This window comes from Pseudoalteromonas sp. TB51 (assembly GCF_000498055.1).
GTDB lineage: Bacteria > Pseudomonadota > Gammaproteobacteria > Enterobacterales > Alteromonadaceae > Pseudoalteromonas > Pseudoalteromonas atlantica.
Genome location: NZ_AUTO01000216.1, coordinates 16,962 through 37,171, shown reverse-complemented (window position 1 = coordinate 37,171; position 20,210 = coordinate 16,962). Strand labels below are relative to the sequence as shown.

The 20,210-nt window shown below is 40.9% G+C and carries 19 protein-coding genes and 1 pseudogene; 8 read left to right on the top strand and 12 right to left on the bottom strand.

Features of this window, described 5'->3' with window-relative positions; translation table 11 throughout:
• Window positions 1-4 precede the first annotated feature (4 nt).
• The 3 genes from L650_RS0111990 to L650_RS0111980 are packed head-to-tail and all read left to right on the top strand — an operon-like array spanning window position 5 to window position 2,491.
• Entirely contained in the window at window positions 5-703 is a 699-nt protein-coding gene (locus L650_RS0111990; RefSeq protein ID WP_029773268.1) for an ABC transporter ATP-binding protein, read from the top strand.
• Window positions 700-1,977 carry an ABC transporter permease gene (locus L650_RS0111985; RefSeq protein WP_029773267.1) on the top strand — a complete coding sequence of 426 codons (1,278 nt, stop codon included), beginning with the start codon at window positions 700-702 and terminating at the stop codon, window positions 1,975-1,977. Before L650_RS0111990 ends, L650_RS0111985 begins: the two co-directional genes overlap by 4 nt.
• Before the next feature lie 13 nt (window positions 1,978-1,990).
• Window positions 1,991-2,491, top strand: coding sequence for a DUF3299 domain-containing protein (locus tag L650_RS0111980; RefSeq protein WP_004589066.1), 501 nt, complete (start codon window positions 1,991-1,993; stop codon window positions 2,489-2,491).
• 5 nt (window positions 2,492-2,496) lie between these two features.
• On the opposite strand, the gene mutM is transcribed toward L650_RS0111980, so the two are convergent.
• Window positions 2,497-3,306, bottom strand: coding sequence for a bifunctional DNA-formamidopyrimidine glycosylase/DNA-(apurinic or apyrimidinic site) lyase (gene mutM, locus L650_RS0111975; RefSeq protein WP_029773266.1), 810 nt, complete (start codon window positions 3,304-3,306; stop codon window positions 2,497-2,499).
• Window positions 3,306-3,821: a hypothetical protein gene (locus tag L650_RS0111970; protein ID WP_004589064.1), complete on the bottom strand. Its 516-nt coding sequence runs from the start codon at window positions 3,819-3,821 to the stop codon at window positions 3,306-3,308. The genes mutM and L650_RS0111970 overlap by 1 nt, the downstream gene beginning before the upstream one ends.
• A gap of 118 nt (window positions 3,822-3,939) precedes the next feature.
• Here L650_RS0111970 and L650_RS0111965 point away from each other — a divergent pair.
• Window positions 3,940-4,867 (top strand): annotated as a pseudogene (locus tag L650_RS0111965) (manganese-dependent inorganic pyrophosphatase).
• A gap of 161 nt (window positions 4,868-5,028) precedes the next feature.
• Here L650_RS0111965 and epmA read toward each other — a convergent pair.
• Both epmA and efp read right to left on the bottom strand, forming a co-directional pair.
• Window positions 5,029-6,003, bottom strand: a complete 975-nt coding sequence (gene epmA, locus L650_RS0111960) for an elongation factor P--(R)-beta-lysine ligase (RefSeq protein WP_029773265.1) — start codon at window positions 6,001-6,003, stop codon at window positions 5,029-5,031.
• A 56-nt stretch (window positions 6,004-6,059) separates the two neighbouring features.
• On the bottom strand, window positions 6,060-6,626 hold the full coding sequence (efp, locus tag L650_RS0111955; RefSeq protein WP_004587956.1) for an elongation factor P: 567 nt from the start codon (window positions 6,624-6,626) through the stop codon (window positions 6,060-6,062).
• Window positions 6,627-6,667: 41 nt separating this feature from the next.
• Between efp and epmB the strand changes: the two genes are divergently transcribed.
• Window positions 6,668-7,681, top strand: coding sequence for an EF-P beta-lysylation protein EpmB (epmB, locus tag L650_RS0111950; RefSeq protein ID WP_029773264.1), 1,014 nt, complete (start codon window positions 6,668-6,670; stop codon window positions 7,679-7,681).
• Here the strand turns inward: epmB and L650_RS0111945 are convergent.
• Window positions 7,678-7,887 (bottom strand): hypothetical protein, encoded by a 210-nt coding sequence (locus L650_RS0111945; RefSeq protein ID WP_024031488.1) that lies wholly within the window; start codon window positions 7,885-7,887, stop codon window positions 7,678-7,680. The genes epmB and L650_RS0111945 overlap by 4 nt on opposite strands.
• Window positions 7,888-7,969: 82 nt before the next feature.
• Here L650_RS0111945 and L650_RS0111940 point away from each other — a divergent pair, with 82 nt between their 5' ends.
• Window positions 7,970-8,260 (top strand): hypothetical protein, encoded by a 291-nt coding sequence (locus L650_RS0111940; protein ID WP_004587953.1) that lies wholly within the window; start codon window positions 7,970-7,972, stop codon window positions 8,258-8,260.
• Between the two features lie 88 nt (window positions 8,261-8,348).
• Here L650_RS0111940 and L650_RS0111935 read toward each other — a convergent pair whose 3' ends face one another.
• Both L650_RS0111935 and L650_RS0111930 read right to left on the bottom strand, forming a co-directional pair.
• Window positions 8,349-8,840: a DUF3016 domain-containing protein gene (locus tag L650_RS0111935; RefSeq protein WP_029773263.1), complete on the bottom strand. Its 492-nt coding sequence runs from the start codon at window positions 8,838-8,840 to the stop codon at window positions 8,349-8,351.
• A gap of 382 nt (window positions 8,841-9,222) precedes the next feature.
• Window positions 9,223-9,714 carry a DUF3016 domain-containing protein gene (locus L650_RS0111930; RefSeq protein ID WP_004587951.1) on the bottom strand — a complete coding sequence of 164 codons (492 nt, stop codon included), beginning with the start codon at window positions 9,712-9,714 and terminating at the stop codon, window positions 9,223-9,225.
• Window positions 9,715-9,901: 187 nt separating this feature from the next.
• On the opposite strand from L650_RS0111930, the gene galE reads away from it, so the two are divergent.
• Window positions 9,902-10,918, top strand: coding sequence for a UDP-glucose 4-epimerase GalE (galE, locus tag L650_RS0111925; RefSeq protein ID WP_029773262.1), 1,017 nt, complete (start codon window positions 9,902-9,904; stop codon window positions 10,916-10,918).
• A 514-nt stretch (window positions 10,919-11,432) separates the two neighbouring features.
• Here galE and L650_RS0111920 read toward each other — a convergent pair.
• Entirely contained in the window at window positions 11,433-12,206 is a 774-nt protein-coding gene (locus L650_RS0111920) for a YggN family protein (RefSeq protein ID WP_029773261.1), read from the bottom strand.
• 634 nt (window positions 12,207-12,840) lie between these two features.
• Here L650_RS0111920 and L650_RS0111910 point away from each other — a divergent pair.
• On the top strand, window positions 12,841-13,872 hold the full coding sequence (locus tag L650_RS0111910) for a capsule assembly Wzi family protein (RefSeq protein WP_223230580.1): 1,032 nt from the start codon (window positions 12,841-12,843) through the stop codon (window positions 13,870-13,872).
• Window positions 13,873-13,985: 113 nt separating this feature from the next.
• Here L650_RS0111910 and L650_RS0111905 read toward each other — a convergent pair whose 3' ends face one another.
• The 4 genes from L650_RS0111905 to L650_RS0111890 all read right to left on the bottom strand — a co-directional run bounded on the left by L650_RS0111905 (window position 13,986) and on the right by L650_RS0111890 (window position 19,846).
• A complete protein-coding gene (locus tag L650_RS0111905; RefSeq protein WP_029773260.1) occupies window positions 13,986-15,152 on the bottom strand; it encodes a nucleotide sugar dehydrogenase in 1,167 nt (388 codons plus the stop codon).
• Window positions 15,153-15,309: 157 nt separating this feature from the next.
• A complete protein-coding gene (gene galU / locus L650_RS0111900; protein WP_029773259.1) occupies window positions 15,310-16,200 on the bottom strand; it encodes a UTP--glucose-1-phosphate uridylyltransferase GalU in 891 nt (296 codons plus the stop codon).
• 135 nt (window positions 16,201-16,335) lie between these two features.
• Window positions 16,336-16,851 carry a hypothetical protein gene (locus tag L650_RS0111895; protein ID WP_029773258.1) on the bottom strand — a complete coding sequence of 172 codons (516 nt, stop codon included), beginning with the start codon at window positions 16,849-16,851 and terminating at the stop codon, window positions 16,336-16,338.
• Window positions 16,852-16,885: 34 nt separating this feature from the next.
• Complete coding sequence (locus tag L650_RS0111890; protein ID WP_029773257.1) at window positions 16,886-19,846, bottom strand: immunoglobulin-like domain-containing protein; 2,961 nt, start codon at window positions 19,844-19,846, stop codon at window positions 16,886-16,888.
• Window positions 19,847-20,210: the final 364 nt, after the last annotated feature.

The window sequence follows — 20,210 nt, the reverse complement described above, 5'->3', positions numbered from 1 at the left end:
CTGTATGATTGAGCTTGATAATGTAACCTTTAAATGGCATAAAAATGATGCCAAGCCTACGCTAAATATCCCAACCCTTAGAATTGATAAAGGCGAGCATATTTTTTTACATGGTCCCAGCGGCGTCGGTAAATCAACCCTGCTTGCGCTATTGGCAGGTATAAACACACCAAGTAGTGGCAACATACGTATTTTAAATCGCGATTTAAATACACTTAGCAATACGCAAAGAGATGTATTTAGAGCGGAGAATATTGGCTATATTTTTCAAAACTTTAATTTATTACCGTATTTAACACCCATTGAGAATGTCACGCTTGGCTGTGAATTTTCAAAAAGCAGAAAACAAAAAGTCTTACAGCAAACAACAGCGCCCAAGCCAAGCTTACAAAAAGAAGCGATACGCTTATTAACAGCATTAGGCTTAAGTGAGTCTTATCATAGTAAAGATGTTGCCTCGCTCAGCATTGGTCAGCAACAGCGGGTTGCCGCCGCTCGCGCATTTATTGGCAGCCCAGAGCTTATAATTGCTGATGAGCCCACCTCGGCACTCGATACCGCAAATAGAGAAAGCTTTATAAAGCTGTTATTCGAACAGGCTAAGCGCGCCAACAGTACGTTAGTTTTTGTAAGCCATGACGAAACATTAAAACCGCTATTTAATCGTGCTATTAGCCTAGTTAGCTTACAGGAGCAGTTATGATCCTGACTAAGTTAGCTTATAAAAGTTTGCTAAATCGCCGAGCAAGTGTACTGCTCACATTGTTTACCATTGCCATTAGCGTGATGCTTTTACTAAGTATTGAGCGAATTCGCGTGGATGCAAAAACCAGCTTTAGTAATACCATCTCTGGGACAGACCTAATTGTAGGCGCCCGCACCGGCGATATTCAATTACTGCTTTCCTCTGTATTTAGAATAGGTTACGCAAATAATGGGGTGAGCTGGCAAAGTTATCAGTACATCGCAGCTCAGCGTGGTGTTAAATGGAGCATTCCTATTAGTTTAGGCGACAGCCACAAAGGCCAAGCTGTACTAGGTACAAGCCGCGATTACTTTACCCACTATCGCTTTGGTAAAAAGCAAACGTTAAGTTTTCAACAAGGCCACGCGTTTGAGCATTTAAACCAGGTGGTACTTGGCAGCGATGTAGCGAGCCGTTTAGGGTATACACTAGGTGATAACGTAGTAATCTCACACGGCATGGGTAATACGAGCTTTCATCATCATAAAGACAACCCGTTTACTGTTATCGGTATTTTAAACGCCACTGGCACGCCAGTAGATAAAACCTTACACATACCTCTAGCAGCTATTGATTTAATACATGGTGGTTCACATTCTGCGAATAATGAGCACGATGAGCACGATGAGCACGATGAGCACGATGAGCACGATGAGCATAACAACCTAATCGGTGAGCCAAGCCAAATTACTGCGTTTTTAATGGGATTCGACTCGCCTTTATACACATTGCAAATTAGGCGTAATATCAACCAATACAAAAAAGAGCCACTTCTGGCCATTATGCCCACAGTGACCTTAAAAGAGCTGTGGCAAATGCTCGCCATTGTCGAAAAAGTACTCTTACTGTTTTCAGGCGTTGTTATATTAGTCAGTTTATTGGGCATGTTGACCACACTACTGGCCAATTTAAATCAACGCCGAAGAGAACTTGCTATATTGCGCTCAGTCGGCGCACGGCCATGGCAGCTATTTACACTAATAAGCATGGAGTCGTTATTTACAACGTTATTAGGCTGCCTAGTTGGCTGTGGTTTGTATTATGGCGTTATGCTTATCAGTAGCAGCTATTTGCAAAGCCATGCAGGCATAAGCGTTAATATTGCCATGCTCTCTTACTATGAACTCACTTTAATAGGCGTTATTATGGCCGCTGGGTTTATAATTGGCTTAATACCAGCCACCCGCGCTTACTTTTATTCGCTTAGCGATGGTATGAGTATAAAAACTTAACTTTAGGAATTTCATGATACTTTTTAAATCCGCGCTTTATTACTGCACGCTAGTAAGCTGCCTACTTATTAGCTTTGTCAGTAGTGCAAACCCGCCGAAAGAAATTTTTTGGGAAGACTTAATCCCACAAGGGCATGTACAAATAGATACCCAAGCACAGGCTAACCACGAAGGCAGTGAACAAAACTGGGTGCAACCAGAGCTAGATGCTCCTGTGGTTGAAGCATTAAATGGCCAATCAGTGAGCTTACCGGGGTTTGTTGTCCCACTTGAGGGCGACAGTGAAGTTATTACTGAGTTTTTGCTTGTGCCATACTTTGGCGCGTGTATTCACGTACCGCCCCCGCCGCCAAATCAAATCGTTCATGTAACAGTAAAAGGCGGCGTACCCATAGAGAGCCTGTATGATGCGATTGTTGTTACCGGCGTTATCAGTACCGAAACCTGGTCTGGTGAAATAGCCCAAGTGGGCTATAAAATGAAAGCCGTCGGCGTGGCGCCATTTGAGCTATAACACGGCTATTTTTGGCAGTGCTTACAAAACACCGTACTGCGCTGCCCTAGCCTAATTTCTTCAAGTGGCGTTTTACACGTTACGCACGCCTCTCCTTTTCGCCCGTACACTAACAACTGCTGTGCAAAATAACCTGGTTTGCCATCACTTTGGGCAAAGTCTTTAAGGGTTGTACCGCCTTGTGTTATTGCCGCTGCTAGAGTGTCTTTAATAATAGGGATCAGGTTTTGATATCGCTTTAGCGATACTTTTCCTGCTTCGCGTTTTGGGTGTATTCCCGCCTTAAATAACGACTCATTGGCATAAATATTACCTACGCCCACCACCACCGCGTTATCCATAATAAATTGCTTCACGGGGACTTTTTTATTTCGCGATTGCTCGTATACACGCTTTGCAAAAAAATCATCCGTTAGCGGCTCAGGGCCAAGTTTTGAGAGTAACTTATGAACATCCCCCGGTGCTTGCCATAAACAGCAACCAAACCGGCGAGGGTCGTTTAATCGCAGCGCCTTGTCATTACTAAGAACAAACTCAACATGATCATGCTTTTTAAGCGGCTCGCGTTTATCCACAACGCGCAAATTACCCGACATTCCCAAATGTAAAATAGCACTCCCTAATTCGCAGTGCAGCAATAAATACTTTGCACGGCGCTCAATTCGCTCTACCCTCAACCCTTCTAACTGATAAACATCATCGGGCACAGGCCATCGCATGCTGGCATTATAAATATTTACCTTCGTCACTACCTGGTTTTCTACATGCGGGGTGATCCCCAGTCTACTTACTTCTACCTCTGGTAATTCAGGCATTAATGCAACTCACTTTTTGAAAAATCAACACTTGGAAATAACTGCTTTGCAGTCGCTAAATCAAGCCCCATCACGCGCTGGCTATTTTTTTCCAACAAATAATACTTACCGTTACCTTTATACAGTAAATAAACCCAAGGTAAGCGCTCGCCAGCCAACTCAAAGGTGGCCACGTACAATGGTGAGTTTGGATTAAATACAACAGACTCATTTACCTGCATCAATGCAGCCGTTTGCCAATGGTTAATTAGCTCAGCTAATTGCTGCTGTGATGCATCCCACCTCACGGGCGTATTTTCTTTTAATGCGGTTGTACGCCAACTTGTACCAATACGTTCAATTTTCTGATCAACAAAGCTCAGTGTTAACACAAAACTTTGTAATGGCAGTACCGGTTGTAATGTAGGCTCGTCTTCGCCCCCTAAAAACTGTTTATGCCAGCCATTTAAAAAGAAGATCATAATCAACATCGAAAAAATAATAACGTTGTTCCAACCTTTGCGGCCCAGTCGCATATTTATACACCCAGTAAATTCAAGATTTTAAAGTGTAACTAAAACTTAATTGCACTGTCTATATGTTAAAGGCCACAGACTTTGGTAGAATATCGGCAAATTTAAAGGAGTTCCGTCAATGTCTATGTATGTAGTGGGCCATAAAATCCCAGATTCAGATTCTATTTGTGGTGCAATTGCACTTGCTTATTTAAAAAACCAAATCGATGAGCCAGCAATTCCAACACGCCTTGGTGAAGTGTCACCAGAAACTCAATTTATCCTAGATAAATTTGGCTTCGAAGCACCTGAGCTTAAATTAAGCTACGCTGGCGAAGATGTATATATTGTTGACCACACAGAAAAAACACAAGCACCAGATGATATAGACCAAGCACGTGTTGTTGGCGTAGTCGATCACCATAAACTAGGCGATTTAACGTCATCTACACCGCTTGAGTGCTGGATCCGTCCGGTAGGCTGTTCAAACACCATTATTAAAATGATGTATGACTTCTACAACGTAGAAATCCCTAAAGATATTGCTGGCATCATGCTATGTGCAATTTTAAGCGATACCGTTATTTTTAAATCGCCGACCTGTACAACGGCTGATATTAAATGTGTAGAAGCCCTAGCAGAAATTGCCGGCATTGAAGACTTTAAAGAACTAGGCATGGACATGTTCCGTGTTAAGTCAGCTGTTGAAGACACCCCTGTGCGTGACTTAGTAATGCGTGACTTCAAAGACTTCAACATGAACGGTCACCTAGTGGGTATTGGCCAGCTAGAGGTTATTGACCTTGCAGTGTTTGACGAAATTAAAGCAGACTTAGAAGCCGATATTGCTAAGCTAAAAATTGAAGGCAACCGCCACTCAGTATTTTTACTGCTTACCGACATCATGAAAGAAGGCTCACAAATGCTGATCGCTTCAGATGATGCAAACCTTGTAGAGCAAGCTTACGGTGAAAAGCCGAGCGAAGATAAAGTATGGCTANGATGGCGTATTAAGCCGTAAAAAGCAAGTAGTGCCACCACTACAAGACGTGTTTGCCAAGCTGTAAGCTGTATACTCAGTAATCAAACATACATTATTAAGCACCGCATTTGTGACAATTGCGGTGCTTTTTTATTGGTAGGCGTGAAGCTTGCTCACGCCAAAAATAAAAAGCGCAAATAGATTTTATATCAAGGCGCCAGCAGCAAGGCGCCTACAGGCCTAGTATCACGCCCTATCTACATCAAACGCGATGACTTCTTTTATTGTATCTCTAGCGGTGGCTAGCATAACTAACCTGTCTATACCCATAGCAACGCCTGCACATTGAGGTAAGCCGTGCTCAAGAGCGGCGATTAACCGGGTATCCATAGGCACGTGGTTTAACCCATTAGCAGCGCGATAGGCGTTATCTTCATCAAAGCGCTTTGCCTGCTCTTTAGCATTAGTTAGCTCATTAAAGCCGTTCGCTAATTCCATATTTTTATAATAAAGCTCAAAGCGCCCTGCTACGCGGTTATCATGCTCACAAATTTGTGCCAGTGCCGCTTGCGATGCCGGAAAGTGATACACAAAACACGGCTTAGTTTGCCCTATAGTTGGCTCTACTTTCATACAAAATAACAGCTGCAGCAAGGTATCTTTATTGGTTTCGTTTTCGGCTATATCGGCAAAACCGTGATCGCAGGCAAGTGTTTGCAATTGTCTAAGCGTAGCTGTTAATGGGTCAAGCGCTAACACTTGCTCAAATGCTTGCTGGTAAGTCAGTCGCTCTGCAGGTTCTACATTTAAAGTGAGCTGCATTAGCTCATCCATTTCATCCATTAATGCAAACTCATCAAACCCAGGGCGATACCACTCAAGCATGGTAAATTCGGGGTTATGATGGCGCCCCGCTTCTTCGTTTCTAAATGCCTTACAAAGCTGAAATATGGGCCCTGAGCCTGCTGCTAGCAAACGCTTCATTGCAAATTCAGGCGATGTTTGTAAATAAAGAGGCAAGCCACCAGCGTGGCCTGGGCCTACAAACTGTGTATTAAAACTTGCTAAATGCACATCGGTTACACTGGCACTGCTTAAGCTCGGTGTTTCTACTTCCATTACATTACGCGTATAAAAAAACTCACGAATGGTTCGCAGTATGGCTGCACGTTGCTTAAGGGTGTTTATGCTTGCACTAGGTGCCCAAGGTGTTGCTGACATATTTTCTCCAAAAAAAATCCCAGCTTAAGCCGGGATTTTATAAACCGTACTCAAGCTTACTTAACACGGCCTACGTATTCACCGCTACGGGTGTCTACTTTAATTACTTCACCAATTTGTACGAATAATGGAACACGTACTACTGCACCAGTGCTAAGCGTTGCAGGTTTACCGCCTGTGCCCGCTGTATCGCCTTTAAGACCAGGATCAGTTTCAGTGATCTCAAGCTCAACAAAGTTAGGTGGAGTAACCGCGATTGGGCTACCGTTCCATAATGTAATAGTACATACATCGTTTTCAACTAACCATTTAACGGCATCGCCAAGTGCTTTTTCGTCAGCGGCAATTTGTTCGAATGTTTCGTTGTTCATGAAATGCCAAAACTCACCGTCTGTGTATAGGTACGCTAAGTCGGTATCCATTACATCGGCGCCTTCAACTGATTCACCCGATTTAAAGGTTTTTTCAAGCACCTTACCAGAGATAAGTTTGCGGATACGAACACGGTTAAACGCTTGGCCTTTACCAGGTTTTACCATTTCATTTTCTAAAATACTGCAAGGTTCGCCGTCCATCATAATTTTTAGGCCGCCCTTGAACTCGTTGGTGCTATAATTCGCCATCGTTTCCTCTATTTAATTTTTTTCGAGTAATCTACGTGCCAATGATACAAAGAAATGAAGCAAATTTGCATAAAAACTGGCAAAAAGAATTAGCAAATGTAGTTACCTGCCCAAAAACCTTGCTTGAAATGGTCGGTTTATCGAGCCAAGCCCATGAAAACGACCTAAAAGCCCGCAGTTTATTTCCGGTACGCGTGCCAGTCCCTTTTATAAAAAAAATACGCAAGGGCGATGCAAACGACCCCTTATTGCTACAAGTTATGCCACGCCATCAAGAGTTTTTAACCAAAACAGGTTTTAATAAAGACCCTTTACTAGAGCAAGACAACGAGCAGCCAGGGCTTTTACATAAATATAAATCCCGTGTTTTAATTATGTTTAAAACTGGCTGTGCAGTAAATTGCCGTTACTGCTTTAGACGCCACTTCCCGTATCAAGAAAACCAGCTTAATAAAAAAAGCCTGCTTGATGCGCTGAGCTATATAAAATCAGATGCCAACATAAACGAAGTGATTTTAAGTGGTGGCGACCCACTTATGGCCAAAGACGATGCCATTAGCTGGTTTTTAGATGAGCTTGAACAATTACCTCAAATTAAACGCATGCGAATACACAGCCGTTTGCCTGTTGTTATACCTGCGCGAATTACCGATGAGCTGTGCGCGAGGCTAAAGCAATCACCGCTAAAAATTATATTTATTAACCATATAAATCACGCCAACGAAATAGATGACGAGTTTAAAGCCGCCATGCAAAAGCTAAAGCAAGCAGGCGTGACGTTATTAAACCAGGCAGTTATTTTAAAAGAGGTGAACGACACCGTTGAGGCACAAATAAATTTAAGCGAGGCGTTATTTGATGCAGACGTACTGCCTTACTATTTATATTTGCTAGATAAGGTTGAAGGCGCAAGCCACTTTGATATAGAAGAGCCACAGGCAATAAAAATAATGGCAGAACTATTAAAAGCCCTGCCTGGATTTTTAGTGCCTAAATTAGTAAGAGAAATAGGCGGTCAAAAAAGCAAAACACCTATCGACCTTAAGTTAGTTTAAACGTATATATTCACATTGTTACCCAGTGTTGCAGTGACCGACTGAGCCGGTGATTGCGCACTTGTTGGCTGGGCAGCACCTTCAATTAGTGCAAGTGCTGCTGCGCCATCTGCTAATTGCTGCTTTTTAGACAAAGCAGCGGTATATACTTCACCACCTTGGCCAGAGCTAGACATAGCGGGTAGATTTCCACCTGATATATTCATCGTTATAAGCCTTAATCAACCTGACATTTAAATGTAATCCAAGTACTATATCGGCAATGCAGTACAAAGCTTTAGGAAAACCATGGATTCTATAATTGAACAACTCAACGCTAACTTAAAAATTGTTTATCGCCAAGCACTTGATGCCGACAAAAAACTAGATGAGCTACAGCAACAAGGCCACGGTAAATTTAAAGCCTTGTTCCCAGCTGATGCCGGATTTAGTTTTGAAGCTAAACGCTTTAAGCCATACGTACTTGATGTAGCAGCCGATGTAGAAAGCTTAAGCACAGATGGTTTTGATGAAGAAAAGCTTAAAACAACGGTTATTAAGCTACAACAGTTACTTACCCTGCTCGCTACGTTTAAGTAGCTAAAAATTAAAGTTTAATTTAGTAAACATCAAATACAAAAAATGCCGATAATGTTTATCGGCATTTTTATTTATTCTGTAACTGTATTTAACTTATATTAGATAAAACTTTTGAATGAAACCAGTTAGTTACTAAGCGTTTTTCATAATAAAATGATCTAGAGGTTGAGCGCTTAATTTTATCTAAATAGCCTCTATCTTTTAATAACACTTCTGTGGCGTGGTTCACAACTTCACCCTGCGGATTAGTTACCGTGTAAGACAGCTTAATTTGTGGGTAATGAAATGGTTGAATTACTCTTATTTTTTTAGCGCCAGAAAACTCAATAGCACCTGCTAAATCAAGATCTGCAACCTCTACATTTAATTTATATCCACTTGGTAATTTTTCAGCTAACTTCGCAAAATGCTTTTCAAAGTTAATAGTAATTTGCTTTTCAAAAGAAGTTGGTGATTGATTTGCTGCACGCACATCGCGGTAATTGTCAAAATCTTGCCATTTAACTGCAGACTCACCAGCTTGTGCAATACCAATAGAACTTAAACCCATTACTAACGTTAGTAATTTTAAACTTTTCATAATCTTCTCCATGTGAACTATCAAAAGTCAACGCAAGTACAACACATTCAATTTAAAACAATAAACCAGAACACTTACACTGATGACATTAGTTTAAATTAGCAGCAAAAATTTTTAATGTAAAGTTGGGTACATCCCTATATTGATAAAAACACAATCAAAAAGTAATTTAATCACTTAATTGCCAGCTTGAAATGCAAAAGCTAATAACTCTCTTTGTACGCATAATCAAAATGATAAAAAAGCCTACTTATATTTAAGCTCCGCTTGATAAAACTAATTTTAATAAGGAAAACTATAAATCGCTTTTTTAGTCTGCAATAGTTGCTTACTTTAAGTCATTTTGATTTTGTAACTTGCCATTGTTGGTGGCAAGTTTAATTTAATCAATGCTTGCTAAAATTTGCTCGCCAAACCATTCGGTTATTAAGCGTTTTTCATAAAAAAACGGCTCGTCGCGACCCATTTTAATTTTATCCATAAAGCCCATGTCTTTAAGCTCTACATCGTCCTCTTCACTCACTACACTCCCTTTATTATCGCTTAGCGAGTAATTGAGCTTAATGCGCGGAAAATAAATAGGTTTTACTACGCGTATTTCATCCATACCGCCATAGCGTACGTCCCCTGCTAAATCGATATCGGTTATTTCTAAATTTAGCTTGTAGCCTTTTGGCAATTGCTCGGCCAGTTTAGAAAAATGTTTTTCGAACTGAGTAGCAATTTGTTTATGGTACGACGCTTTACCCTGACTAGAAGCGCGCACATCGCGGTAGTCTTTAAAATCTTGCCACTTAACTACAGATTCTCCAGCGTGTGCAAATGCAGGTAATGTAATACACATTGCCATAGCGATTGTTTTAACTGAATTCATAGCATTCTCCAAAGGGGCAGTACTAATTATTTAGACTTAGCCCAGTAATAGACCATACAAGTTTAACACTAGTTTATTAACCATTACTTAATTAACCTATTTTAATACGCTTTTAAAATAAAGCATGTAAATAGTAAGAATATATGATGAAATTAAGATAATTGAAAAAGGTATCCACGGAGCATTCATGGCAATTTTAGTAACAGGCGGCGCAGGCTACATAGGCTCACACACCGTTTTAGAACTTTTACAGCAAGGCAGCGAAGTTGTTGTTGTTGATAATTTAAGTAACGCATCAAAAGAGTCGCTTGCACGCGTAAAGCAAATCACAGGCAAAGAAGCCACGTTTTACCAAGGCGACATTCTTGATAAAGTTTTTTTAGATGCCATTTTTACAAGGCATACCATAGAGAGCGTTATTCATTTTGCAGGCTTAAAGTCAGTGGGTGAGTCGGTAGCTAAACCTGTTGAGTACTATCAAACAAACGTACAAGGTACGCTTACACTTGTAGATGCCATGCGTGATGCAGGCGTATTTAAATTAGTATTTAGCTCATCAGCCACAGTTTACGGCGACCCTGCAAGCTTACCGATTAAAGAAGACTTCCCGGTAGGTGGCACAACTAATCCGTACGGCACATCAAAACTGATGGTTGAGATGATGCTGCAAGATATTGCTAAATCAGATGAGCGTTTTGCATTTGCTATTTTACGCTACTTTAACCCAGTGGGCGCACATGAGTCAGGCTTAATTGGCGAAGATCCAAATGGTATTCCTAATAACTTATTACCATTTATTGCCCAAGTTGCAGTAGGTAAATTAAAGCAGCTTGCTGTATTTGGTGATGACTACGACACCGTTGATGGCACTGGTGTGCGCGACTATATTCACGTTGTAGATTTAGCGATGGGGCACTTAAAAGCGCTTGATAAAATTGCCGACAATACCGGCGCACTTGTATATAATCTTGGCACAGGCAATGGTTACTCTGTACTGCAAATGGTTAACGCCTTTATAAAAGCCAGCGGCCAAGACGTTCCTTATCAAGTATCGCCTCGTCGCCCTGGCGATATTGCTGCATGTTACGCCGCGCCAGAAAAAGCACTTAATGAGCTAGGCTGGAAAGCGGTGCGTGGAATAGATGCCATGATGGAAGACACATGGCGTTGGCAATCAAATAACCCTAATGGTTATAAAAGCTAATTAAAAAATACTTTATAAATTTTGCCTGTTTCACAAGCAGGCAAATCACCTATAAACAATTTTGCTACCGCGCTAATTTTTTAATGGAGACGTAGAGCTTGCTCACGTAGAAGCGAAGCTTCTCATAGCTTTATCAAAGGGGTTTAACACAACGTAAAAGCGCTGCTTTTAAACGCCAGCAAGATGCGCGTCTACAACTAATTATTACTTCTTCACTGCTGCATGTTTTCTGTGGTGATAAAACCACTTTAGGTGTTTGTTAAAAAACTTACCACCGAGGGCACTGAGGCGCTGCGCGCTGCACTGAGAAAAAGTTCTTCTCCTTTACTTCTCTGGGCTCTCAGTGGTGACATAATCACTTTTAAAACGCCGGCAAGTCGCGCGCTAACAATGTAATATTAAAAAGGTGTTATCAATTTTGCATTTCGATATTGCTCATTAAACCCTAGAGTCTACTTTATCGGGGTCAGATAACGGACCAAATAGCTAACAGCTAATAACTTCCTACTTTCCTTTACGATTTTATCTGCACTAAATCAAAATCAGCCATGCCTGGGACAATCGCTTGCAGGCGCGATTCGGTCACATCGAGTGCGTTTAAACATTCGCAATATTCAGAGGCTTTAAGCTCGAGTTGCTGGGCTTTTTTTTGTAGTGATTTATCGATTTCTTTAGAGATAATATCCATACGTTGCCCCATATCGTTAATGCGGTCTTCAATATTACCTTCGCGTGATTTAAACGCATCACCAAGCGACATTAAAATAGCTCCTAACGAGCCATGTACGGCAGAGTGTATTTGCTGGCTAATTTCTTTAGTGAAAAAATCATCTATTTGCGAGAGCGACTGTGGCGCGATAAAAAAGAAATCATCACCGCGCTTAAACTTGTCCATCAGCGCGCGCTCTACGTACTGGAGCTGGGTTTTTAATACCTCAGGCTCTTTGTCAGACATTCCCTCAACCACATGTTCAATCGCGCTTAAACCTAAATTAACGCCATCGGTCGCCAAATTTACAAGCTCTGGCACCGTATGGCGAATACCATTGCTAAATTGCTCAAGCACTTTACTTTCTTCAGTACTTAAATCGACCCAATAGCCCCGTATAAAAAGCTGGTTATTATTATTAATTTGTACACGGGTTTGGCCTTTATCTAGAATACGAATAACATCGTCGGTAATGATTAAACCATGGCTCAACTCGACATCACATTGAGTTTGAGCGAGTACACTCGAACTTGAAAAAGCAAAACACAACGCCAATATCGCACGAGATAACAACGCCATATACACCTCTACAAGCAAAAGAAGGAAGGCCAGTAGGTTAACAAAAAACAACATTTATGCAAGAAAAATAGCCATAGGCTTCATGAAGCTGCCTTCATATTTTGCCATTACGGGTGGGCTTCCCACTGAAATTATCTTGCTGGGCATGCGTGCTTTTCGCTTTATTACTTATGCGATTATTGCTAACCTCGCATTAACGTTTTTTACTTAAACAATTTTTTGCTAACGGAATAATTATGCTAAAAAAAATATCACTGCTTGTCGGGATGGCAATGAGTACAAGTGCAGTGGCTAAAGGCGGTGTTTCTCCTTACTTACCATTAAACCAAGCGCCTGTGCTTGAACATCAAATACAACGTCTTTTAGCTGTAAGTAAAAATACACATATAATAAGCAAACCCTATAAAGCGCATGATATTTACAATGTATTACAAACCATCAGACATACATACCCTGCACTATATCAAACCCTGTCGTATCAGCTAAGTCCGTATGTACAAAGCGACGCGGGCGCCTTTGCCAAAATAACCCTTGCAGCAGGCACGAAAGATAAAACGCTGCCAAACCAGCGCGGGCAAACCACAAAAACCAACTTAATTGTTGAAGGTGAAGCATACGCTAACTNGGTGTAAGTGTGGCTGGCATAGCCAATGAAGACGAAATACTGCCAACACAAAGCTTTGTTTACCTAGGTTATAAATACGCCCAACTAGATATTGGCTACCGTGAACATTGGTACTCTCCCTTTGAAGACAGCGCCATGCTATTAAGCACACAAGCTAAAACAACGCCCTCTATAACAATAAGTAACGTAGAGCCTATCACTAGCTTTAACATTAGATATGATATGTTTATCAGCCAAATGACAGAGCAACGTGGGATTTTAAAAGAAGGTCAGCAGACAGGCGTAGAAAGAGTTTATGAGCCGGGTAAACCCTACTTATTTGGTCTTCATACAAGCTTTGCTGCTACCGATAATTTAACTATTGGTTTAAGCCGCTTAATGCAATTTGGAGGGGGGCCACGTACTGTCACCCTTAAAGATTTTGCAGAAGGCTTTTTTACCCCTGGTAGTAAAGACAACATAACAACTGCAGATGCAGATGAGCTAGGAGATGAATACGAGCTGGGCGATCAGCTTGGGGCAATTAGCTTTGAATACAATAATAGCCTCTACTCACTGCCATTTGAATTATATGGTGAAATTGCCCTAGAAGACACACTAGGCGGAACCCGAAATAACGCGTACAGTTTTGGGCTCTACCTACCGTTTATTAGTAATGACCACAGCTTACGATTTGAGCACAGCAATTGGCAGCCGAGTTGGTATGGTAACCACTTGTACCTTGATGGAAACCGAAACTCGGGGAATGTCATTGGGCATTGGGCAGGTGATGAGCACGAATATACTGATTACACAGCAGCTAAATCAATGAGCGTCAACTGGCATTGGCAGTTAAGCCCAATAGAAACACTCAATACGACTATTCGTTCGCTTGAAAACAAAAACGATGGTTATAAAACTGGCTACGAACTACAAACAGCCTATACTCGTAAACTGGCAAAACCAATCATGGGCGCACAAAGTTTGGGAGCAGAGCTTTACCAAGGTAAAGATGTTTATGGCGAAACATTTGCCCGCTTAAGTGTATTTGCTAACTTTTAAAGCTATTGATTCACTCCACCTAAAGAGCAGTTTAACTGCTCTTTAGGTGCGCTTCGTACTGAGGGAGTCTTTCATCTAAATAGAATAATTTAAAACCCTGATAGTGCTATTTTTTAATCACTACCAAATAAATCGCGCGTATACACTTTATCTGCTATATCACTCAACTCTTCCACCATACGGTTTGATACAACCACATCAGCGAGTTGCTTAAACTCGTTTAAGTCTTTAATTACCCGTGAGTGATAAAATTCCTCTTCTTCAAGCACCGGCTCATACACAACCACTTCAATGCCTTTGGCTTTTATACGCTTCATTATCCCCTGAATAGACGAAGCCCTGAAGTTATCTGAGCCCGATTTCATAACTAAGCGGTAAATACCCACAACACGCGGATTGCGCTTTAATATTGACCCTGCAATAAAATCCTTACGGGTGGTGTTTGCATCTACAATCGCACCTATAATATTATTTGGCACATCTTGATAATTCGCGCGTAATTGCTTGGTGTCTTTTGGTAAACAGTAACCACCGTAACCAAACGACGGGTTGTTATAATGATTGCCTATACGTGGGTCTAAACCTACACCTTGGATAATTTGCTTTGAGTTCAAGCCGTGTGCTTCTGCGTAGCTATCAAGTTCATTAAAGTAAGCAACTCGCATAGCAAGGTAGGTGTTAGAAAATAACTTAATCGCTTCCGCTTCCGTTGAGTCAGTGAATAGCACTTCAACGTCTTGTTTAATTGCACCTTGCTTCAGTAAATTAGCAAAAATAGTGGCGCGCTCACTTTGCTCACCCACAACAATGCGTGACGGATGCAAATTGTCGTACAGCGCTTTACCTTCACGTAAAAACTCAGGTGAGAATAGTAAATTATCAGCCTTAAGCTGCTTTTTAATATCAGCCGTAAAGCCAACCGGAATAGTCGACTTAATCACCATAACCGCATTAGGATTATGTGCCACAGCATCTTTAATAACCGCTTCAACCGAGCGCGTATTAAAGTAGTTTGTTTCTACATCATAATCCGTTGGAGTGGCGATGATAACAAAATCTGCGTTTTCATAGGCCACTTTTTTATCGGTGGTTGCTGTGAAGTTTAAATCATCACGCAGTAAAAATTCACTAATTTCAGTATCAACAATTGGTGATGTCTTATCGTTTAAAAGCGCAATTTTGTGTTCATCAATGTCTAATGCCACCACTTCATTGTGTTGTGCTAAAAGCATTGCATTTGAAAGGCCTACATAGCCCGTCCCTACCACAGCAATTTTCATGGTATTCCTTTATGTTTAAAAATATTTTTACTATTTTATCAGAGCGAGGAGGGAAAACGAACAACCAAAACCGTAATTAAAAAATATCCCTTTTATAACACACCCGAGCGGTACCTGGGGTGTGTTATCGCAAAAAGCGTGAATGTGTATTTAGCGCTTATTTATCGTGTTTTGTGAGTTGCTTGATATAATCAGAAAAATTTCTCCCTAACTTTTCATCACGCATACCGTATTCAACAATCGCTTTTAAATAACCCAGCTTATCACCACAGTCGTGCGAGCGACCACTCATATGAAAGGCTTCCACCGTTTCTTGTTTCATTAGCTCATCAATTGAATCAGTTAACTGTATTTCGCCACCTGCGCCAACCGGTGTTTTAGCAAGTAGTGGCCAAATAGTTTTACTCAGTACGTAGCGCCCTACCACCGCTAGGTTAGAGGGGGCTTTGTCTGCATCCGGTTTTTCAACCATGGTTTTAATAGCTGCACTATTGCCAGGAGTGAGCTGCACACCATCGATATCAGCAATACCATATTTACTTACATCTTCTTGCGCTACAGGCTCCAACATAATTTGGCTTGCGCGTGTCTCGCTAAAGCGCTTTAACATCGCTGCAAGATTCTCTGTCTTTTGGTCTGCCGTATATGCATCTAGTATTACATCAGGCAATAAAACAATAAAATCATCATCACCCACAATAGGCTTTGCACATAAAATTGCATGCCCTAAGCCTTTTGCTTCACCTTGGCGCACACTCATAATGGTTACATCAGCAGGGCAAATAGAGCGCACTTCTTCAAGCAAGGCACGTTTAACACGCTTTTCAAGGGTGGCTTCAAGCTCATAACTTGTGTCAAAGTGATTTTCAATTGCATTTTTAGAGCTATGTGTGACCAGTACAATCTCTTTAATACCCGCGGCAATACATTCAGCAACAATGTATTGAATAAGCGGTTTATCTACAATGGGGAGCATCTCTTTTGGAATTGCTTTGGTCATAGGCAGCATACGCGTGCCAAGCCCAGCAACAGGAATTACAGCTTTCATAGGTAGTCCTTTATAAGTGATTAAGTGTCTATAAACTAGCAGCTAATAGGTAAATAGTGGCTGAATGGAGTTTGACAACTCCTGTGCAGAAAACTGTGTGGCTTTTCGCAGACTCTGATAAGCATGGAGGTAATTTCAGACCCTATAAAGCGTTTCATCACTCACTAAAGGGACGTTTATATATTCTGCGATTAACGTTGCAATTTTTTTCATCTGCGTGCGATTCGCTCCTTCGGCAAGTAGATAGCGTGTTCCTTGATTAGTTAAAATTCTTATTTCACCACTTTGAAACGGCTCTTCCTGACGTTTCGCATTTACAATTTTTTTTATTAACTCTACTTCCGCGATTTCTTTAAATGGAATTGTCTTCTCTAATCCTATTAATTTTTTTTCAGATTGTATAAACCTGTATTCTTTACTGCCTTTTTTAACTACCCCCCCTAGCCAAATTAATGTACCCCCTCCTATAAATAAAGCACATGCAGCAAATACATCAACTACGGCAAAAAGCGTATACACGCTAGCAATTAATATACCTGCGCCAAAAAATAAACAGCTGGTATAGGCTAATTTGCTTGAGCGTGACGGTGTGAGTATTAATTGTGCATCAGACTCCTGTGCAGTGTGTGTAACATGAAGTGTTCCACCCATATTAAGGGGCTCTAATGAGCCCCTCTGGGTAGACTTATTGGTATCCAAGTCCACCAATTGTCTCTCCTAGGTTATTATTTTTCATCGAGCGTACCTCTGGTATATTTGCAGGCTCTTGCTCTTTAATTGACATAAAGCGGATCACAGCATCACACCCAGTCACGAGAGTCTGATCCATTGCAACATCACCTGTGTCACCAGAAGATAAGTCGACTATGAACTCATCTTTTCTAAGATTATTGGAATCCTCAAAAGACCAGTTTATTTCGCCATTAAAAGTACCTGATGTATCTGTGTACACACCAAATAAACTATAGTTCATTGGCGAGCCATCGTAATCCTGCGCTTTGCCGAAAACAAAAACCTCTGAGGTTAGGTTCTGGTCTAAATCGAATTGCTCCTCAACAACATAATCTCTACCAGCACACGCAATAAACATGCTCCACTCAGACTCTTCTTTCGTATTTGTTGTTGCACAAGCTGATTGTGATAGCTCAGAGCGATTTCCTCGTGCATCAAAAGCAGCGATAGAGTAACAATATTCAGTATCTGGTGCTAATTGCAAAATAGTCGCCATAGGATCTACAGATACTTCTTTGGCATACGTCGTACCACCGTCGTATGCATAGACTGTATACCCTGTAACACCCGTTTCGTCAGTCGCTCCGCTCCATGTTAATTTAATCGCTGTTGATGAAAGTGGCTCTGCTGATACTTGCGTTGGTGCCGTTGGTTTCGTACTATCTAACGCTGTAACAATCGCACATACTTCATTAGACGCCGGTGACTCATTACCTAAATCATCTTCTGCAATAACAAAATAACAATATTGCTTATTAGCAGCCACATTTGAATCTTCATATTGTGAGCCATAAATACCATTTTCTAAAAATACGCTATCTCTATAAATTTTGTAGCTGATATCAGCATCACTATCAATAAAGTCCCAATCAAGAATAAAGCTCTCATTACCTGTTGTAGTTACCGTTAACTCTGTTGGCGCATTAAGCTCTGTAGTGCCACACGAACGACTAAGGCTGTCTATCTGTTTTTTAAATTTAAATAAGCTAGATGTGTAATCAAACTTTTTTGTGATCAGACTAAAAGAGCCTTTAAAGCTTATATCCAGCTCAAGAAAAGTATTCACATCAAAAACACAGTTATTATTATTTACTAATGGGATCGCTTCGACACCTAGCTTTAATGAGTTTCCAACACCTGGCCCTGCAATACCATATAAGCGACTAAAGTAAGCAACCTCTGGGCCTGCTTTCGCCTCTGCTTTAAACTCAACGGTGGTGAATGGATCATTTGCATCCACATCAAAGTCTAACCCTTCAATCCCCTCAAACCCTTTACTTTCTGTATATTGTGCTCCAGCAACGATGTCTAACTTAGCCACTAAACGTGGTTTCAGTGTCATTCCAACGGATGCATCAGCAACCAAAGATAATTGCACTTCAGGCTGAATGACAATAATACCCAGCGTAATCGGTGAGAACCGAATCGGCAATGTCACATTCTCTTTCAAAGCAGCCACATTTACGGGGCCCCCAATATCTAAACCAAGTTCACTGTCTACATCTATGTGTGCAACGCTTCGAAAGTGACTTATAGTAGATGGAAAATCTACTTTTAAAGAGAAGTCCGGATTTACCGTTAACTTTATCCCACCTGTTGCACTGATCTGATCATCTTTAGTACCTATATCACCGTCAGCATCGTGCAGTATGAGGTTAGTAACCGCAAATTCAATGGGTGTCGCACTCGCTACTTCATTTTGTGGTTCTGCTGTCTGCTGTACTGGTAGTACTTTCATACCTTGCGGCAATGTCGACTGTTGCACACTATCTGCTGTTAATACCTGTTGATAAACAATCGTACCTTCGGTGATTAATTGATCCAAGGTCGCTTCTTCAGTCTTTATGACCCTTAATGAGCCTTGGTTACCCAGTATTTCAACAACTCTTTTTAAGAAGAAGTGCTTTAATCCTTCCCCGTCATTTATTCCGTTTGATACTAGAATACTTCCAATAACTACGTTACTTAGATCTGTGCTCCCATCGAACGTAATCACCCCTGTGGTCTCATTGTAATCTCTAATTGACGCTTTTTGCTGCTCATCAAGTACAACCACGTTGTCGGCTAAAGTTAAGTCAACACCAGATTCATTCGGAGAGAAGGTTAAAGATAAAGAAGTATCGCGGTGAGGTGTCAGTTGACACACATTAGCATCTTGCGCAGTTTCGCAGCCTCGCCAACTTAAAAACTGCCAATCATTCGTAGGAGTAGCTTTTAGCGATAGCGCAGTCCCTTGATCAATATCAATTGAACAGACATTACTACTTGAACATATTAATGGGCTAGCATTATTTAATAGTTCAACACTCCCCTCACCAAATGAGTCTATCGTTACTGTGACTGTAACAGGTGAAACTTTTACTTGTTTTTCAACTGTTGCGGTATTGTTTGAACTATCGGTGGCTGAATATACAACGGTATAATTACCAGGTTGTGCCAAATCAATGCTATTTGAAATTGTAACTTCAACTTCATTATCGTAATTGTCGACAGCCTGTGCACCATATTCGCGGTATTCTGTTCCTTGCTCAAGCGTAAGCGGCTCTTCGTTTAATAAGGTTATAACAGGGGCTGTTGTATCAACGACCCTAACCGTTCTTACTACTTCAATGCTATTTCCAGCTTTATCTGTTGCTGAATAAGTAATGGTATAACTACCAAGAATACTACTATCAACATTACTATCAATTGAGACTGTTACATCAGTGTCTGTATCATCTGATACGGAGTATCCCGGCTCGACAAAGTCTGTATGAACTTCGACTTCAATTTCAGCGCCACTTGTAAGTGTAATGGTGGGGGGAGTCGTATCTTGGAGGGGCTCTACTTGAGTGGCAGGTTTATCATCAGATCCTCCACAACCTGCCAACGCTAAACTACACAGTGGCAATATAAATAGCTGTTTGAACTTCATGTGTATCTTCCTTTATATGAACGCAAGAAAGTCGTAATTTGAAAACAATTTTTCAAAGACCTTCAACTAACGCAATCCCTTGCGTTCAGTTAACATTAACCTACCATGTTAATTAAAAAAAATTAACAAATCAACAGTATCTATCTGCTTTGTTTAGTAAAATTATAATAGATATAACAATGTAAGTAGTCACACAGGCTTAGTTTTCTTAGTTTAAAAACTGCTCTTTCTAAAACGGATTGATAGAATCAGAGTTGATTTTTATCGCGATCGGACCTTCGTAAACCTACCCCCATATAAAACCTATTATTTTTTAGACGGAAATAGAGCTAGTACATTGTTTATCCGAATAAATTTAATTTGA

Bases quoted from the DNA above. Each gene is read 5' to 3' on its own strand.
- L650_RS0111990 (WP_029773268.1), top strand. From the start codon at position 5: ATGATTGAGCTTGATAATGTAACCTTTAAATGGCATAAAAATGATGCC.
- L650_RS0111985 (WP_029773267.1), top strand. From the start codon at position 700: ATGATCCTGACTAAGTTAGCTTATAAAAGTTTGCTAAATCGCCGAGCA.
- L650_RS0111980 (WP_004589066.1), top strand. From the start codon at position 1,991: ATGATACTTTTTAAATCCGCGCTTTATTACTGCACGCTAGTAAGCTGC.
- mutM (WP_029773266.1), bottom strand. From the start codon at position 3,306: ATGCCTGAATTACCAGAGGTAGAAGTAAGTAGACTGGGGATCACCCCG.
- L650_RS0111970 (WP_004589064.1), bottom strand. From the start codon at position 3,821: ATGCGACTGGGCCGCAAAGGTTGGAACAACGTTATTATTTTTTCGATG.
- epmA (WP_029773265.1), bottom strand. From the start codon at position 6,003: ATGTCAGCAACACCTTGGGCACCTAGTGCAAGCATAAACACCCTTAAG.
- efp (WP_004587956.1), bottom strand. From the start codon at position 6,626: ATGGCGAATTATAGCACCAACGAGTTCAAGGGCGGCCTAAAAATTATG.
- epmB (WP_029773264.1), top strand. From the start codon at position 6,668: ATGATACAAAGAAATGAAGCAAATTTGCATAAAAACTGGCAAAAAGAA.
- L650_RS0111945 (WP_024031488.1), bottom strand. From the start codon at position 7,887: ATGAATATATCAGGTGGAAATCTACCCGCTATGTCTAGCTCTGGCCAA.
- L650_RS0111940 (WP_004587953.1), top strand. From the start codon at position 7,970: ATGGATTCTATAATTGAACAACTCAACGCTAACTTAAAAATTGTTTAT.
- L650_RS0111935 (WP_029773263.1), bottom strand. From the start codon at position 8,840: ATGAAAAGTTTAAAATTACTAACGTTAGTAATGGGTTTAAGTTCTATT.
- L650_RS0111930 (WP_004587951.1), bottom strand. From the start codon at position 9,714: ATGAATTCAGTTAAAACAATCGCTATGGCAATGTGTATTACATTACCT.
- galE (WP_029773262.1), top strand. From the start codon at position 9,902: ATGGCAATTTTAGTAACAGGCGGCGCAGGCTACATAGGCTCACACACC.
- L650_RS0111920 (WP_029773261.1), bottom strand. From the start codon at position 12,206: ATGGCGTTGTTATCTCGTGCGATATTGGCGTTGTGTTTTGCTTTTTCA.
- L650_RS0111905 (WP_029773260.1), bottom strand. From the start codon at position 15,152: ATGAAAATTGCTGTGGTAGGGACGGGCTATGTAGGCCTTTCAAATGCA.
- galU (WP_029773259.1), bottom strand. From the start codon at position 16,200: ATGAAAGCTGTAATTCCTGTTGCTGGGCTTGGCACGCGTATGCTGCCT.
- L650_RS0111895 (WP_029773258.1), bottom strand. From the start codon at position 16,851: ATGGGTGGAACACTTCATGTTACACACACTGCACAGGAGTCTGATGCA.
- L650_RS0111890 (WP_029773257.1), bottom strand. From the start codon at position 19,846: ATGAAGTTCAAACAGCTATTTATATTGCCACTGTGTAGTTTAGCGTTG.